This is a genomic window from Paraburkholderia sp. RL17-368-BIF-A (genome assembly GCF_046054045.1).
GTDB classification, from domain to species: domain Bacteria; phylum Pseudomonadota; class Gammaproteobacteria; order Burkholderiales; family Burkholderiaceae; genus Paraburkholderia; species Paraburkholderia graminis.
In genome coordinates this window covers 453,343-469,533 of sequence record NZ_JARESN010000003.1, presented here as the reverse complement: position 1 = coordinate 469,533, position 16,191 = coordinate 453,343, and the positions used below count along the sequence as shown (strand labels likewise).

10 protein-coding genes are annotated in these 16,191 nt (G+C 62.5%); 6 read left to right on the top strand and 4 right to left on the bottom strand.

Annotation, left to right across the window (positions count from 1 at the left end; all coding sequences use genetic code 11):
• Positions 1–108: 108 nt before the first annotated feature.
• Both fixJ and fixL read right to left on the bottom strand, forming a co-directional pair.
• Positions 109–753 (bottom strand): oxygen response regulator transcription factor FixJ, encoded by a 645-nt coding sequence (gene fixJ / locus P0D87_RS08045; protein ID WP_006051254.1) that lies wholly within the window; start codon positions 751–753, stop codon positions 109–111.
• Positions 750–3,266 carry an oxygen sensor histidine kinase FixL gene (gene fixL, locus P0D87_RS08040; RefSeq protein ID WP_006051255.1) on the bottom strand — a complete coding sequence of 839 codons (2,517 nt, stop codon included), beginning with the start codon at positions 3,264–3,266 and terminating at the stop codon, positions 750–752. Before fixL ends, fixJ begins: the two co-directional genes overlap by 4 nt.
• Before the next feature lie 275 nt (positions 3,267–3,541).
• Between fixL and aceE the strand changes: the two genes are divergently transcribed.
• The 3 genes from aceE to lpdA all read left to right on the top strand — a co-directional run bounded on the left by aceE (position 3,542) and on the right by lpdA (position 10,022).
• Entirely contained in the window at positions 3,542–6,238 is a 2,697-nt protein-coding gene (gene aceE / locus P0D87_RS08035) for a pyruvate dehydrogenase (acetyl-transferring), homodimeric type (protein WP_053858446.1), read from the top strand.
• A gap of 95 nt (positions 6,239–6,333) precedes the next feature.
• On the top strand, positions 6,334–7,995 hold the full coding sequence (gene aceF / locus P0D87_RS08030; protein WP_053858445.1) for a dihydrolipoyllysine-residue acetyltransferase: 1,662 nt from the start codon (positions 6,334–6,336) through the stop codon (positions 7,993–7,995).
• Between the two features lie 251 nt (positions 7,996–8,246).
• Positions 8,247–10,022, top strand: coding sequence for a dihydrolipoyl dehydrogenase (lpdA, locus tag P0D87_RS08025; RefSeq protein WP_053858444.1), 1,776 nt, complete (start codon positions 8,247–8,249; stop codon positions 10,020–10,022).
• A 357-nt stretch (positions 10,023–10,379) separates the two neighbouring features.
• Here the strand turns inward: lpdA and P0D87_RS08020 are convergent, their stop codons facing one another.
• Entirely contained in the window at positions 10,380–10,952 is a 573-nt protein-coding gene (locus P0D87_RS08020) for a phasin family protein (protein WP_006051259.1), read from the bottom strand.
• Between the two features lie 769 nt (positions 10,953–11,721).
• On the opposite strand from P0D87_RS08020, the gene pbpG reads away from it, so the two are divergent.
• Complete coding sequence (gene pbpG / locus P0D87_RS08015) at positions 11,722–12,906, top strand: D-alanyl-D-alanine endopeptidase (RefSeq protein ID WP_006051260.1); 1,185 nt, start codon at positions 11,722–11,724, stop codon at positions 12,904–12,906.
• A 134-nt stretch (positions 12,907–13,040) separates the two neighbouring features.
• Here pbpG and P0D87_RS08010 read toward each other — a convergent pair whose 3' ends face one another.
• On the bottom strand, positions 13,041–13,853 hold the full coding sequence (locus P0D87_RS08010; protein ID WP_006051261.1) for an IclR family transcriptional regulator: 813 nt from the start codon (positions 13,851–13,853) through the stop codon (positions 13,041–13,043).
• 179 nt (positions 13,854–14,032) lie between these two features.
• On the opposite strand from P0D87_RS08010, the gene P0D87_RS08005 reads away from it, so the two are divergent.
• Together P0D87_RS08005 and P0D87_RS08000 are read left to right on the top strand one after the other, a co-directional pair.
• A complete protein-coding gene (locus tag P0D87_RS08005) occupies positions 14,033–14,755 on the top strand; it encodes a (Fe-S)-binding protein (protein ID WP_053858443.1) in 723 nt (240 codons plus the stop codon).
• A gap of 18 nt (positions 14,756–14,773) precedes the next feature.
• On the top strand, positions 14,774–16,189 hold the full coding sequence (locus tag P0D87_RS08000; protein WP_006051263.1) for a lactate utilization protein B: 1,416 nt from the start codon (positions 14,774–14,776) through the stop codon (positions 16,187–16,189).
• Positions 16,190–16,191 lie beyond the last annotated feature (2 nt).

The following is a 16,191-nucleotide window of genomic DNA, read 5'->3' as shown; positions in this document are numbered from 1 at the left end:
GACAGAAGAGATAGCGGAGAAGAGCCGGACTGGACAGTCCGGCCGATGACGAATGGCACACGGCGCGCCGCGGCAACTGCCGGACGCGCCGCGGGTGCTTGCCAGTATTTATTGCGCCGGTTGCGGTTTGTTCGACAGCGCGAGTCGCAGCAGATCGGCGACCGTGTTGACGTTGAGCTTTTCCATGATGTTCGCGCGATGCGCTTCGACCGTCTTGATGCTGATGCCGAGGTCGTCGGCGATCTGCTTGTTCAGGCGGCCCGCGATGATGCGCTCCAGCACCTGATGCTCGCGCGCGGTCAGCTTGCCCAGGCGCTCGGCGGCGGCGCGCTGCTGCTGCACGCTGGTGCTTTCGCTGCGCGCCTTGTCGAGCATGCGCTCGACCAGCTTGCGCAGCTCGGCTTCGTCGAACGGCTTTTCGATGAAGTCCATCGCGCCTTTTTTCATCGTGGACACGGCCATCGGCACATCGCCATGACCCGTCACGAAGATGATCGGCAGCGACGCGTTGTCGGCGATCAGGCGTTCCTGCAGTTCCAGTCCGCTCATGCCGGACATCCGCACATCGAGAATCAGGCAGGCAATCTGGCCCGGATGCTGATGCGGCTGCCATGCGTCGATAAACTGCTCGGCGCTGGAGAAGCACTGCACGCGGTAGCCGTTCGCCTCCAGCAGCCAGCGCAGCGAATCTCGCACGGCCTCGTCGTCGTCGACGACAAAGACAGTTTCCTGTGTGGTGACTGGGCTGTTCATAGCTCTCCCGTAACGGTTTGTGGTGTCGGCGCCTCTGACCCGCCGTTGCTCGGGCCGTCAGGCTCTCCAATAGGCAGACTGCAATGGAACGTGGCGCCTGTGATGTGGCCGTCTGACTCGACGTTGTTGACCACCCACAGACGACCGCGGTGCGATTCGATAATCGAACGGCAAATGTTCAGCCCCATGCCCATGCCGTCGGACTTGGTGCTGTAAAACGGTTCGAACAGCCGCTCGGCGGTTGCTTCGTCGACGCCCGGGCCCTGATCCACGACGCTGATGTTGACAAAGCCGCCCTCCAGCCGCACGACGACGCGGATCACCGGATCGACCGCGTTGGGCCGCGCTTCCGCCATCGCCTCGGCGCCGTTCTTCAGCAGGTTGACCAGCACCTGCTCGATCAGCACGGGGTCGACGTAAATGACGGGCAGCCGCGAGCGCATGTCGGTGACGATGCGAATGCGCCGCTTGCGCACTTCGATTTCGGCGAGACCCACGGCGTCCGCGACGATGTCCGCGACGCGCGTCGCCTGGCGCTTCGGCTCGCTGCGTTTCACGAACTCGCGAATGCGCTTGATGATCATGCCGGCGCGCACCGCCTGCTGCGCGGTTTTCTCGAGCACGGGCAGCAGATTGTCAGGCGTCGTCCGACCGGATTTAACCAGCGCAACGGTTCCGGAGCAATAGTTATTGATGGCGGCGAGCGGCTGATTCAGTTCGTGTGCGAGCGACGACGCCATTTCGCCCATCGTCATCAGACGGCTCGTGAACTGCAGCTTTTCGTCCTGCTGGCGCGACAGTTCCTGCGCCTGCTTGCGCGTGGTGATGTCGGTTGCGATCTGCATCTGCGCGAGATGGCCGTCCACCCACTGGATGTACTGACGGCGCACTTCGAACCACTTCTGGATGCTTTGCACGTAGATTTCCTGCGCGTCGGCCGTGCTTTCGGTCAACGCCGCGGCGGGCAGTCCCGCGTATGTGTCCACCATATCGATCGAATCCGACGACGCCTGTGCGCTATCGAACCCGCCGCCCGCCAATTCCAGATGACCGTCCGGGCGGATGCCGAACAGATGCCGGTAGTAGCGGTTGGCGAACAGCAGTTCGGCTTCGTCGGCGGCGAGCACGGACACGGCCGCGTCGAGACTTTCGAGCACGGTGGTGAAGCGCTCATGCGCGGCGGCGAGTTCCTCGCGCGCGCGCTTCGGCTCGGTGATGTCGGTCATCGACGACATCCAGCCGGTCTGGCGGCCCGAGCTGTCGATCAGCGGTGATACATACAGACGCGCGTGGAACGTGGAGCCGTCCTTGCGGCGCACCCGCAATTCGAATCCCGACGACGGCGCCTTGCCGCGCAGCGTCATGTCGAGCTGGCGCTGCATTTCCGGATAGGCGTCGCGCGGCCAGTAGGCGAACGGCGCGGTCTTGCCTACGAGGTCGCTTTCGTCCCAGCCGGTCATGCGGCAAAACGCGGGATTAACGTGCGTGATGCGGCCGTGCATGTCGAGCACGCGCATGCCGATGAGCACGGAGTTTTCCATCGCGCGGCGGAAGAACGCTTCGGCGTAGAGCGCCTGCTGCGCTTCGAAGCGCTGCCGCGTGTGCTTCCACAAGCTCCACAAACTCCACAACACGAAGCACGACAAACCGGCCACCAGCCACACGAGCGTGTTGTTGGTGAAGTTCGTCATCTGCGGGAACGCGTACACGCGCACCGAGACGCCCTGGCCCGGCGGATCGAGCGGCAGATCGTAGAACATGTCGCGCGGCAGGCGCGGACGCGTGGACGTGGTGGTCAGCTCGCGGTTGTTCGCGTCGACGATCGAAATCTTGTACTTCGCCGACAGCTCGGGCGGAATATCGTGCTTAAGAATGCCTTCGACCGAAAACACCGCGGCGATCGAGCCGAGAAATTCGCGGTCGCGAAAGACCGGCGTTTGCAGTGTGATGTAGCCGTTGCCGAGGTCGTCGTAGATGAGCGGCGAATACACCTGGCGGCGCGTGCTGCGCGCCTCGGCGAACGCGGCTTTGACCGCTTCGTCCATTTGCGTGTCGTTCGGCTTGGCGAGACGCTGGCCGAACACGGGCAGCGCGGTATTGGGCCAGCGCGGCTGCTGCTGGCTCGTGTACCAGTTCATGTAGAGGATTTCGGGATGCCCCTGCATGATGTCCGTGGTAGACACCTGGAACGACTGCGGATCGGCGTGGCCCGCGGCGAGGTCGCGCGCGAGCGCCTGGATCTGTTCCTGCGCGCCGGTCATGGACAGGCGAATCTGCTGCTGGGCCCACGCGACGTTGCGGTAAAGCGTGTCTTCCTGCTGCTGCTGCTCGCGCCGGTTCAGGCTCCACAGAATCAGGCTCATGACGACCAGGAACACCAGGATCGACAGGAGCGGCGTCAGCAAATAGGAATTGGACCACCAGGGCCCATGGTGCCAGCGGGAGGACGGCGACGAATCCGCCGGCGAACCAGCGTTGCGCGCCGATCGAGCGAAAAGCCGTTCGGTCAACATGCGTGGCATTGTAGCGCAGCGCGTAGCTAGCAAATCACGCAAAAAATCACTGAAAGTGCCGTTATTCGGCGCACACTAGCCGACGTATCCGGGGAAAGGCAGTCAAATCAGGTTGCGCTGCAACAATTTTCCGCATTATGAGAACCGATCTCGTAATTCGAAAATTTTGTTGCGTGGACGTCGGGACCCTTATTACAATCGGCCGAAGCTGCCGCGGCCGTGCTTCGTCCGCGTCGTCTGTTCAAAGAGCGTTCCTCTATATCCAGGAGACGAGCATGTCCGCTGTACCCGACGAAGTCATGAAATATGTCGCCGCTGAAAAAGACGACGATCCCCAGGAAACCGGCGAATGGCTGGAAGCGCTGGATGGCGTGATTTCTGCTGTTGGCCCCGACCGTGCCCACTACCTGATCGAGAAACAGATCGAATTCGCCCGCGTGCATGGCGAACATCTGCCGTTCTCCGCTAACACCCCGTACATCAACACGATTCCCGTCGCGCGCCAGGCGAAGATTCCCGGCGACCAGGACATCGAACACCGCATTCGCTCGTACACGCGCTGGAACGCCATCGCGATGGTGCTGCGCGCGGGCAAGGACACCAACGTCGGCGGCCATATCGCGTCGTTCGCGTCGGCGGCCACGCTGTATGACGTCGGCTTCAACCACTTCTGGCACGCGCCGTCGCCCGAACATGGCGGCGACCTCGTGTTCGTGCAGGGTCACTCGTCGCCGGGTGTTTATTCGCGCGCGTTCCTGCTTGGCCGCCTGACCGAGCAGCAGCTCGACAACTTCCGCCAGGAAGTGGGCGGCGAGGGCATCTCGTCGTATCCGCATCCGTGGCTGATGCCGGATTTCTGGCAATTCCCGACCGTCTCGATGGGCCTCGGCCCGATCATGGCGATCTATCAGGCGCGCTTCATGAAGTACATGCAGGCGCGCGGCATCGCGAAGACCGACGGCCGCAAGGTTTGGGCTTTCCTCGGCGACGGCGAAACGGACGAACCGGAATCGCTCGGCGCGATCGGCATGGCCGGCCGCGAGCGGCTCGACAACCTCGTGTTCGTGATCAACTGCAACCTGCAGCGCCTCGACGGTCCGGTGCGCGGCAACGGCAAGATCATCCAGGAACTGGAAAGCGAATTCCGCGGCGCGGGCTGGAACGTCATCAAGGTCGTGTGGGGCAGCCGCTGGGATGCGCTGTTCCAGCGCGACAAGTCGGGCGCGCTGATGCGCCGCATGATGGAAGTCGTCGACGGCGAATATCAGACGTACAAGTCGGAGTCGGGCGCGTTCGTTCGCGAGCACTTCTTCAATACGCCGGAACTGAAGGCGCTGGTCGCCGACTGGTCGGATGAAGACGTGTGGAACCTGAACCGCGGCGGCCACGATCCGCACAAGATTTACGCCGCGTTCCACGAAGCCACGCAGACCAAGGGCCAGCCGACCGTCATCCTCGCGAAGACGATCAAGGGCTACGGCATGGGCGAAGCCGGCCAGGCGATGAACATCACCCACCAGCAGAAGAAGATGCAGGTGGAGCAGCTGAAGAAATTCCGCGACCAGTTCCGTCTGCCGATCTCCGACGAAGACCTCGTCAACGTGCCGTACCTCAAGTTCGAAGAAGGTTCGAAGGAACTCGAGTACATGCGCGCTCGCCGCCAGGAACTCGGCGGCTATCTGCCGGCGCGCCGTCAGAAGGCCGAGTCGCTGCCGGTGCCGGATCTTGCTGCGTTCGAGCCGCTCCTGAAGGGCACGGGCGAAGGCCGCGAGATTTCCACGACGATGGCGTTCGTGCGGATTCTCAACATCTTGCTGAAGGACAAGGCGCTCGGCAAACGCATCGTGCCGATCGTCCCGGACGAGTCGCGTACGTTCGGCATGGAAGGTCTGTTCCGTCAGATCGGCATCTGGAATCAGGACGGCCAGAAGTACATTCCGGAAGATTCCGACCAGCTCATGTTCTACCGCGAGTCGGAAACCGGTCAGATTCTGCAGGAAGGCATCAACGAAGCCGGCGGCATGTCCGACTGGATCGCAGCCGCGACGTCGTACTCGACGCACGGCGAGATCATGATCCCGTTCTACATCTTCTACTCGATGTTCGGCTTCCAGCGCATCGGCGATCTGGCATGGGCCGCGGGCGACATGCGCTCGCGCGGTTTCCTGCTGGGCGGCACGGCAGGCCGCACGACGCTGAACGGCGAAGGTCTGCAACACGAAGACGGCCACTCGCTGCTGTGGGCCGCGTCGGTGCCGAACTGCATCAGCTATGACCCGACGTTCGGTTACGAACTCGCGGTCATCATGCAGGACGGCCTGCGCCGCATGGTCGCGGAGCAGGAAGACGTGTACTACTACATCACGGTGATGAACGAGAACTACGAGCACCCGGCGATTCCGCAGGGCGAGCATGTAGCGGCCGACATCATCAAGGGCATGTACGCGTTCCGCAAAGCCGACGCTGACAAGAAAGCGCCGCGTGTTCAACTGATGGGCGCGGGCACGATCTTCAACGAAGTGATCGCCGCCGCCGACCTGCTGAAGAACGACTGGGGCGTCGCCGCCGATCTGTGGAGCGTGCCGAGCTTCACCGAACTCGCTCGCGAAGGTCACGAAGTGCAGCGCTGGAACATGCTGCATCCGACGGAAGAAAAGAAGCTCTCGCACGTCGAGAAGCTGCTGAAGGACGCGCCTGGTCCGGTGATTGCCTCGACCGATTACGTTCGCGCGCTGACCGAGCAGATTCGCGCGTTCGTGCCGCAGAAGTTCGTCGTGCTGGGCACGGACGGCTATGGCCGTTCGGACACGCGCGAGAAGCTGCGCCACTTCTTCGAAGTCGACCGCTACTGGGTCACGGTTGCCGCGTTGAATGCACTGGCAGACGAGGGCACGATCGAACGCAAGGTCGTCGCCGAGGCGCTCAAGAAGTACAACCTTGATCCCGCCAAACCCAACCCGATGACCGTCTAAGGCATCATTCCCCGTGTGCCACGGCGTGCGCGCCCGCCACTGACCGGTTCCGACCGGCAGCGGCAGTCGCGTGCGCGGCCCAGGAGACACTAACAATGAGTCAAGCGATCGAAGTCAAGGTGCCGGACATCGGCGATTACAAGGACATTCCTGTGATCGAGGTGCTGGTCAAGGCGGGTGATACCGTCGAGAAAGAGCAATCGCTCGTTACGCTGGAGTCCGACAAGGCGACGATGGACGTCCCGAGTTCGGCGGCCGGCGTCGTCAAGGAAGTGAAGGTCAAGGTCGGCGACAACGTGTCGGAAGGTTCGCTGATCGTGGTGCTGGATGGCGCTGAAGGCGGCGCGGCCGCGGCTGCTCCGGCGGCTGCGCCTGCACCCGCACCTGCGGCTACTCCCGCGCCTGCACCGGCTGCGGCTCCGGCCGCTGCACCGGCTGCAAGCGGCGGCGGTCTGCAGGAAGTCAAAGTGCCGGATATCGGCGACTACAAAGACATTCCCGTGATCGAAGTCGCGGTGAAGGTCGGCGATCGCGTCGAGAAAGAGCAGTCGCTGGTCACGCTGGAATCCGACAAGGCGACGATGGACGTGCCGAGCTCGGCCGCCGGCGTCGTCAAGGAAGTGAAGGTCAAGGTCGGCGATACGGTGTCGGAAGGCTCGGTGATCGTCGTCGTGGAAGCCGAAGGCGGCGCTGCGGCGCCCGCGCCGGCTCCTGCGGCCAAGCAGCAAGCCGAAAAGCCGTCGGATGCGCCCGCCGCGCCGTCGCCCACACCGGCCGCTCCGTCCGCGCTCGCACAAGCGCCTTCGATCCCGGCAGGCGAGGGCGGTTCGCGCCGCGCGAGCCACGCTTCGCCGTCGGTGCGCAAGTTCGCGCGCGAACTCGGCGTCGACGTGACGCAGGTTCAGGGCACAGGTCCGAAGGGCCGCATTACGCAAGCCGACGTCACCGCGTTCATCAAGGGCGTCATGACGGGCCAGCGTGCCGCGCCGGCCGGCGCAGCCGCGCCCGCAGCCGGCGGCGGCGAGCTGAATCTGCTGCCGTGGCCGAAGGTCGACTTCTCGAAGTTCGGCCCGTTCGAAGCGAAGCCGCTGTCGCGCATCAAGAAGATTTCGGGCGCGAACCTGCATCGCAACTGGGTCATGATTCCGCACGTCACGAACAACGACGAAGCCGACATCACCGAACTCGAAGCGTTGCGCGTGCAGTTGAACAAGGAAAACGAAAAGGCCGGCGTGAAGATCACGATGCTGGCGTTCGTCATCAAGGCCGTTGTGTCGGCGTTGAAGAAATTCCCGACGTTCAACGCGAGCCTCGACGGCGACAACCTCGTGTTCAAGCAGTACTACCACGTGGGTTTTGCCGCCGATACGCCGAACGGTCTCGTCGTTCCGGTGATTCGCGATGCGGACAAGAAGGGTCTCGTCGAGATCGCGAAGGAAATGACCGATCTTTCCAAGGCCGCGCGTGAAGGCAAGCTCAAGCCGGATCAGATGCAAGGCGGCTGCTTCTCGATTTCGTCGCTGGGCGGCATTGGCGGCACTAACTTCACGCCGATTATCAATGCGCCTGAAGTCGCCATTCTTGGGCTGTCGCGTGGCGCGATGAAGCCGGTGTGGGACGGTAAGCAGTTCGTGCCGCGTCTCATGCTGCCGCTGTCGTTGTCTTACGACCATCGGGTGATCGACGGGGCTGAGGCTGCGCGCTTCAATGCGTATCTTGGGGCGATTCTTGCCGATTTTCGGCGTGTGATTCTTTGATGTGGTGTTGCGCGGGGCGCTGGTTTTTTTCTGTGATCAGTGCCTCTCTGTAGAACCTGTTTTCTTAGTGGTCTATTGGCGTCGCCCCTGTGCGGGGCGGCACCTACTTTTCTTTGTCTTCCAAAGAAAAGTAGGCAAAAGAAAGGCGCGTCCTTCGGCGGACTGCAAAGGGTGATTCTGTTTGGCGCGCTGCCAGTTTTTGGGCCCTGGGCTGGTTCTTCTCATCACCATCAACAAGACTAGGGGACACTATGAGTCTCGTCGAAGTAAAAGTGCCGGATATCGGTGACTTCAAGGACGTCGATGTCATCGAAGTCAATATCAAACCGGGCGATGCGATCGAAAAAGAACAGTCGCTGCTGACGCTCGAGTCCGATAAGGCATCCATGGAAGTGCCGAGCGATACCGCCGGCATCGTCAAGGAAATCCGTATCAAAGCCGGCGATAAAGTCTCGCAAGGCACCGTCATCGCGCTCGTCGAAACGTCCGGCGAAGCAGCGCCCGCTAAAGAAACACCGAAGGCCGCGGAAAAAGCGCCTGCACCCGCGCCAGCTCCCGCCGCTGCGCCGGGCGCCGCTGCGCCCGCGCCGCAAGCGGGCAGCTTCTCGGGCAGCGCGGACATCGAGTGCGACATGCTCGTGCTCGGGTCGGGCCCTGGCGGCTATTCGGCTGCATTCCGGTCCGCCGATCTCGGCATGAAGACGGTGCTCGTCGAGCGTTATTCGACGCTTGGCGGCGTGTGTCTGAACGTGGGCTGCATTCCGTCGAAGGCGCTGCTGCACACGGCGCTCGTCATCGACGAAGCCGAAGCGCTCGGCGCGCACGGCATCACGTTTTCCAAACCGCAGATCGATCTGGACAAGCTGCGCGACTTCAAGTCGGGCGTCGTCAAGAAGCTGACCGGCGGTCTCGCCGGCATGGCGAAGATGCGCAAGGTCGAAGTGGTCACGGGCACCGGCGCGTTCGTCGATCCGAACCATATGGAAGTGCAGACCGAGGGCGGCAAAAAGGTCGTCCGGTTCAAGCAGGCGATCATCGCCGCGGGCTCGGAAGCGGTGAAGCTGCCGTTCATTCCGGAAGATCCGCGTGTGGTCGATTCGACCGGCGCGCTCGAGCTGCGTCAGATTCCGCAACGCATGCTGGTGATCGGCGGCGGCATCATCGGGCTCGAAATGGCGACGGTCTACGCCACGCTCGGCGCGAAGATCGACGTCGTCGAAATGCTCGACGGTCTGATGGCCGGCGCGGATCGCGATCTGGTCAAGGTCTGGGAAAAGTACAACAGCAAGCGTTTCGCCAACGTCATGCTGAAGACCAAAACCACCGCGGCCGAAGCGAAAGAGGACGGCATCTACGTGTCGTTCGAAGGCGAGAAGGCTCCGGCGGAAGCGCAGCGCTATGACCTCGTGCTGGTCGCGGTCGGACGCTCGCCGAACGGCAAGAAGATCGGCGCGGACAAGGCCGGCGTGGCGGTCACGGATCGCGGCTTTATCGACGTCGACAAACAGATGCGCACCAACGTGCCGCACATCTTCGCGATCGGCGATATCGTCGGTCAGCCGATGCTCGCGCACAAAGCCGTCCACGAAGGACACGTTGCCGCCGAAGCCGCTCACGGCGAGAAGGCGTACTTCGACGCGCTGCAGATTCCGTCGGTGGCATATACCGATCCCGAAGTGGCGTGGGCCGGCAAGACCGAAGACCAGTTGAAGGCAGAAGGCATCAAGTACGGCAAGGCGGTGTTCCCGTGGGCCGCATCGGGCCGCGCGATTGCCAACGGCCGCGACGAGGGCTTCACGAAGCTGCTGTTCGACGAGGAAACGCATCGCGTGATCGGCGGCGGTATCGTCGGTCTGAATGCGGGTGACCTCATCAGCGAAGTGTGCCTCGCGATCGAAATGGGCGCGGACGCGGAAGACATCGGCAAGACGATTCATCCGCACCCGACGCTCGGCGAATCGATCGGCATGGCCGCCGAACTGTACGAAGGCGTCTGTACCGATTTGCCGCCGCAGAAAAAGAAGTAATGCGTTTGGCTCATCCGCATGCGTGCGGATGGCGCTCAAAAAGAAACGGCGCGCCCTTTGCGGGGCGCGCCGTTTTTCATCTGAAGCTCAATCGCATTCGAGCCGCGGCCCGAAACGAAGCAACGCCGCGAACGCCGCGCAAAAAAATCCCGGCGCTTCGCCGGGCAAACGATACGTCATTCAACGTATCGGAGCGTTCGGCCAATTGAAACCGTGTGAGCGGCAACGGCACGACGCTGTTGCTTACAGCAACGCCGGCCCAGCGATGAAGCTGGGCCGGCGCAAACGATGCCCGAAGCAAGGCCTCGGGTCAGTCGACCCAGGCTCCGACAGCGAGCCTGGAAGCAGACCGGAAACTTAGACCGGCTTCTTGGCCGAGCGCGAAGCTTGTGCAGCGGCTTGCGATGCAGCCTTCGAAGCGGCCGTGGCGGCTGCGTTGAAGTTGCTTTCCGCGATTTCGACAGCTTGCTTCGTGGCCTTGTGGACCGTTTCGTACGTGGTGTTGGCGGCAGTGATGGCCGACTTGATCACGGCGACAGCGGTTTCCGAACCGGCCGGTGCATTCTTCGCGACGTTTTCGACGAGCGACTGAACCTTGCGGTTCTGCTCTTCGAACTGCGCTTCCGCTACGCGGGCGAACTCGCCTTGCGTTGCCGAAACGATTTCGTACACGTGACGGCCATACGACAGCGCCTTTTCAGCGACCGGCTGCGCGAGGCTCGCTTGCAGTGCCAGCAGTTCCTGCGCGTCTTTCACCGACAGCGCGCGCTGGGCATTTTCCTGGCTTTCCGCGAGCGTCGATTTCACGACTTGCAGGTTCAGTTCGACCAGCTTTTCGACGCCTTCGAATGCCTTGGTGGTCAGGCCGAACAGCGTTTCGAAGTTGGCTTTCTGGGCTGCAGCGAATTGCTCGGGGGTCAGCAAAGTCATGGTTTACGCTCCTGGATCGCGGCCGAACTCTGCGACCGCATTGGGTGGTGGCGAGACGCACAAATTCGTCTGCCCGGACCGCGATGTATTGTGCATCGCAGCAATGAGTTCTATTTTAAGATGGCGCCAAGGAATGTCAAGTGGTTTTTGTGCATTGCACAATCTTAAGAAACCACTTAGGAAACAATAGCTTATGCGCTCTGAATGACAGCCGCATGACGCGGAACGATTGACCGTTCTTGCCAGTGGAAAGTCCGAAAACGGTATTTTGTTCCGGCTCCAACAGCCTCTCCGAGGCGCTTTTGCGTGCACCGCAAAAAAAACCGTGAGGGGTCTATTTAACAAAAGCTCGGCGCGGATGCGAATTGATGTAAACCATAAACTGTCACGGAACGTTAATCGTTGATGCCGGTCGAACGCGCGTCTGCGATTTGCAGCGGGCATTTAAGACAACGTCCGCTGCGCGTGTTGTCTCGCTGGCGTCCGCGGCGCGAGACCTCGTTGGCCGCGACAGCCGTGTTTCCCCTCATCAAGGTTGTCTCGAAATTGCCGTTATGCTGAAAGGACCACACCCTTTTTCAGGGTGACGGTGGTGGCGAGGCGCGGCACTCCGATCGTTTTTATCGATCGAAGCGCGGCACTTATTTGCGTTTTTGCGATCGGAGCTTATAAGCTGGTTTAAGGAGCGCAGATAAGTGCTTCAAATTGCTAATTTTTCGTTGTTTTACTACACTTGCGGAACCCTCTCGCCGCTCCCTACAGAACACCCATGAAAACCGACATGTTTTCGTCGCTAAAAGTGATCCACGGCGCGGCGCGCAGCACCGCTTTGTCGGTGGCCGCCTCCATGGTCCTCGCGGCGGCGCTTGGCACGCCCGTGAGCACTTTTGCCGCGACGCCCGCTGCCTCCGCAAAAACTTCGAAGCACGCGAAGGCCGGCAAGAAGCCCGCCGCCGCAACCAAGGTCTCCGGCAAAGCTGTAAAAGCCGGCAGCAAAGGCGCGGTCGCAAAGGCCGCCGCCGCTGATGACGACGCGCCGCGCGCGAGCGTCAAGCGCAAGCGCGTGACCTATACGTCGAACGGCCGTCACCACTCGGTGGTGCGGCGCGTTGCCTATGAGCCGCGCCAGCCGACCGTCGGCCAGGCATTCGGCCTGCACGAGACGCCGGACGCGCTGATGCTGCGCTCGAGCGTCGCGTACGTGGTCGACCAGAACACCGGCGAGTCGCTCTTCGATAAAAACTCGCGCGCCGTGGTGCCGATCGCGTCCATCACGAAGCTGATGACCGCGATGGTCGTGCTGGATTCGAAAGAGCCGATGACCGATCAGCTCGAAGTCACGGACGAAGACCGCGACTACGAAAAGAACACCGGCTCGCGCCTATCCGTCGGCTCGGTGCTGTCGCGCGAAGACATGCTGCATATCGCGCTGATGGCGTCGGAAAACCGCGCTGCCGCCGCGCTGTCGCGCTACTACCCGGGCGGCCGGCCGGCGTTCCTCGCCGCCATGAACGCGAAGGCGCGGCAACTCGGCATGACCGACACGCACTTCGAGAATCCCACCGGCTTGACGAGCCAGAACGTGTCGAGCGCGCGCGATCTCGTGAAGATGGTCAATGCGGCGTATCAATATCCGCTGATCCGCCGGTTCTCGACGGACCGCAGCTACGAGGTGTACACGGGCAAGCGCACGCTCGCGTACAACAGCACGAATGCGCTCGTGCGTAACCCGACGTGGGAGATCGGTCTGCAAAAGACCGGCTTCATCAACGAAGCGGGCGAGTGCCTCGTGATGCAGGCCAACATTCATGGCCGTCCGATGGTGCTGGTGCTGCTCGACTCGTCGGGCAAGTACTCGCGTTTCGCCGACGCCACGCGGCTGCGCACGTGGCTCGACAACGGCGGCGATCAGGCGCGTATCACGAGCGCGGACGCCGGCGGGCCGGGCACCTGAGCGCGCTGTGTTTCTGTGTTTGCGGTCGGTTTAAGAATCGGTCGCCACAATTGAAAAGCCCCGCATTTGCGGGGCTTTTTCGTTGCACGCTGCGATTCGTCGATTCGTTGATTCGTCGATTCGCGACTTAGGGCCTATGCATGCGAGCCCGGATGATGCCCATGATCCTGCGAAGCCTGCGGCCGATACCCCAGCGCCTCGGAAATCACGAGCGCCGTCTGGCTGAGCTGACCTAGCCAGGAATCCTGCAGACGGTCGGCCGGCGCCGAAAGCGACAGACCCGCGACGAGTTTGCCGGTGTCGTCGTAGATGCCCGCGGCGATGCAGCGCACGCCGAGTTCCAGTTCTTCGTTGTCGCGCGCGCACGCTTGCTGGCGCACATGCGACAGTTCGCGCTCGAGCTTGGCTAAGTCGGTGATGCTGTTTTGCGTGTGGCCCGAGAGGCCGGTGCGGGTTGCGTAGGCGCGCACGCGCGTCGATTCGTCGGCGGCGAGGAAGAGCTTGCCGACGGAAGTCAGATGCAGCGGCGCGCGTCCGCCGATGGCCCGCACTACCTGCATGCCCGAACGCTCGGAGTAAGCGCGCTCGATGTACACAATCTCGTCGCCCTGACGCACCGACAGGTTCACCGTCTGGCCCGTCTGCCGATGCAGTTCGCGCATCGGCGTGAGCGCCGCGTCGCGCACGGACAGCCGCGCCTTCACGAGATTGCCGAGTTCGAGCAAGCGCATGCCGAGCCGGTACGTGCCGGGATCGGACCGGTCGACGAGCCGGCACATCACCATGTCGTTCAGGATGCGGTGCGCGGTGGACGGATGCAGTTCCGTGCGGATGGCGAGTTCTTTCAGGCTGACCGGGTCGCTATGCGCGGCGAGTGCGTCGAGCAGGCGCATCATGCGTTCGATCACCTGGATCGAAGTTTTGGGATCCGGGTTCGTGTCGCTCATAAGAAGAATCGGTTGACGCGTCAAACAGCGGAAACTGATTGTATCTCGTATCGTGAAAAAAGCGAACGCACTTGGAAGCGGCCTTCGAATTCGGCGAGGCGTTCGTCCTATGCCTTCCGGGCGTTGGTATTGTGCGCCAAACAGCGGATAATCAGGGACGTTTTCCCGGAGGAGGGCTCATGCGAGTCGGATTGTTCGTCACCTGCCTGATCGACCTGATGCGGCCCGAAATCGGTTTTTCGGTAATCAAGCTGCTCGAAGGCGCCGGTTTTGAAGTGGTGGTGCCGCCGGCGCAAACGTGCTGTGGCCAGCCCGCGTACAACTCGGGCGAGCGGCGCATCGCCCGCGACCTCGCCGAGAAAACCTTGCGCGAATTCGAGCAGTTCGACTACGTGGTGGTGCCGTCAGGCTCGTGCGGCGGCATGATCCGCACGCATTATGGCGATCTCTTCGCCGACGACCCCGAACTGATGAATCGCTTCGGCCGCCTGCGCGCCAGGGTGTTCGAGCTGACCGACTTCCTCGTCAACGTCGCCAAAGTGCGGTTGCAGCCCGGCGAATTCGCCGGACAGGTGACGTATCACGATTCGTGTTCCGGTCTGCGCGAACTCGGCGTGAAGGCGCAGCCGCGCGAACTGCTCGCCCAGGTGGGCGTCGCGGTGACCGAAATGAAGGGCTGCGAGCACTGCTGCGGCTTCGGCGGCACGTTTGCGGTGAAGTACGGCGACATCTCCACGGCGATCGTCGACGAAAAATGCGCGAATATCCGCGACAGCGGCGCGGGCGCGGTGGTGCTCGGCGACCTCGGCTGCATGCTCAATATCGAAGGGCGCCTGAGGCGCACCGGCGATACCGCGACGCGCGTGCTGCACATCGCGCAGGTACTGGCCGGCGACGTGTAACGGGGTAAGGGGACCGCCATGCAAATCCAATCGATGCAATTCAAGGCGCGCGCCGGTCAGAAGCTTGCGGACCAGCGGCTGCAGCAGAACCTGACCAAGCTGTCCACCAAGTTCGTCTCCGCGCGCGCCGCGGCGCTGACCGCGATCGACTTTCCCGCCACGCGGGACGCACTGAAGGAGCGTCGCAACCGGGCGCTCGAAAATCTGGACGTGTGGCTCGAGACGTTCGAACGCGAGGCGGCGCGGCGCGGCGTCACCGTGCTCTTTGCCGAGACCACGCAGGAGGCCGCGCGGCTCGTCGGCGAAATTGCACGCCGGCACGATGTGAAGAAGGTGATCAAGACCAAGTCGATGGTCACCGAGGAAATGCGCCTGAACGAGGTGCTCGGACAGATGGGCGTGCAATCCATCGAGACCGATCTCGGCGAATACATTCTGCAGATCAACGACAACGAGCCGCCTAGCCACATCATCGCGCCCGTCGTCCACAAGGATAAGGACGAGATCGCCGACCTGTTCGCCAAAACGCACGGCCGGCCGCGTCTCACCGAAATTCCGGATATGACGCTGGAAGCCCGGCAGGTGCTTCGCCCGCACTTCATGAGCGCGGACATGGGTGTGACCGGCGGCAACTTCGTGATCGCGGAAACCGGCTCGGTGGTGCTCGTCACCAATGAGGGCAACGAAGGCATGTGTACGGTGATGCCGCGCGTGCATGTCGCCGTCACCGGCATCGAAAAGGTGCTGCCCACGCTCGAAGACCTCGCGACGGCCATGCGCTTGCTGCCGCGCTCGGCGACGGGCCAGACCACGTCCAACTATTTCTCGGTGCTGACCGGGCCGCGAGGCGAGGGCGATCAGGACGGGCCCGAGCATATGTATGTGGTGCTCGTCGACGGCGGGCGCACGGGGCTGATCGGCGGCGATTTTCAGGAGATGCTCCGCTGCATTCGTTGCGGCGCGTGCATGAATCATTGCCCGGTGTATCAGAAAGTCGGCGGCCATGCCTACGGCTGGGTGTATCCCGGCCCGATGGGTTCTGTGCTGACGCCGAGCTACGTCGGCCTCGATAAGGCGCTCGATCTGCCGCAAGCAGCCACGCTGTGCGGCGAGTGCAATAGCGTATGTCCGGTCGGCATTCCGTTGTCCGATCTGCTGCGCAAACTGCGCGAGAAGCAGGTCGAACGGCGCCTGCGTCCGTGGAAGGAGCGCGCGGGTCTCGCAGTGTGGGGTTTTCTGGCGATGCATCCGGACGCTTACGCGCTCGTCACGAAACTCGCTGTGCGCGTGCTCGAACGCATGGGCGGGCGCAATCGGTCGATTGCGAAGCTCCCTTTGGGCGGCGCCGGCTGGACGAATACGCGGGATATGCCCGCGCCGGTTGGACGCACGTTCCGGGAGTTGTACGCCGCGCAACGCAGTCATATCGGCTGAAG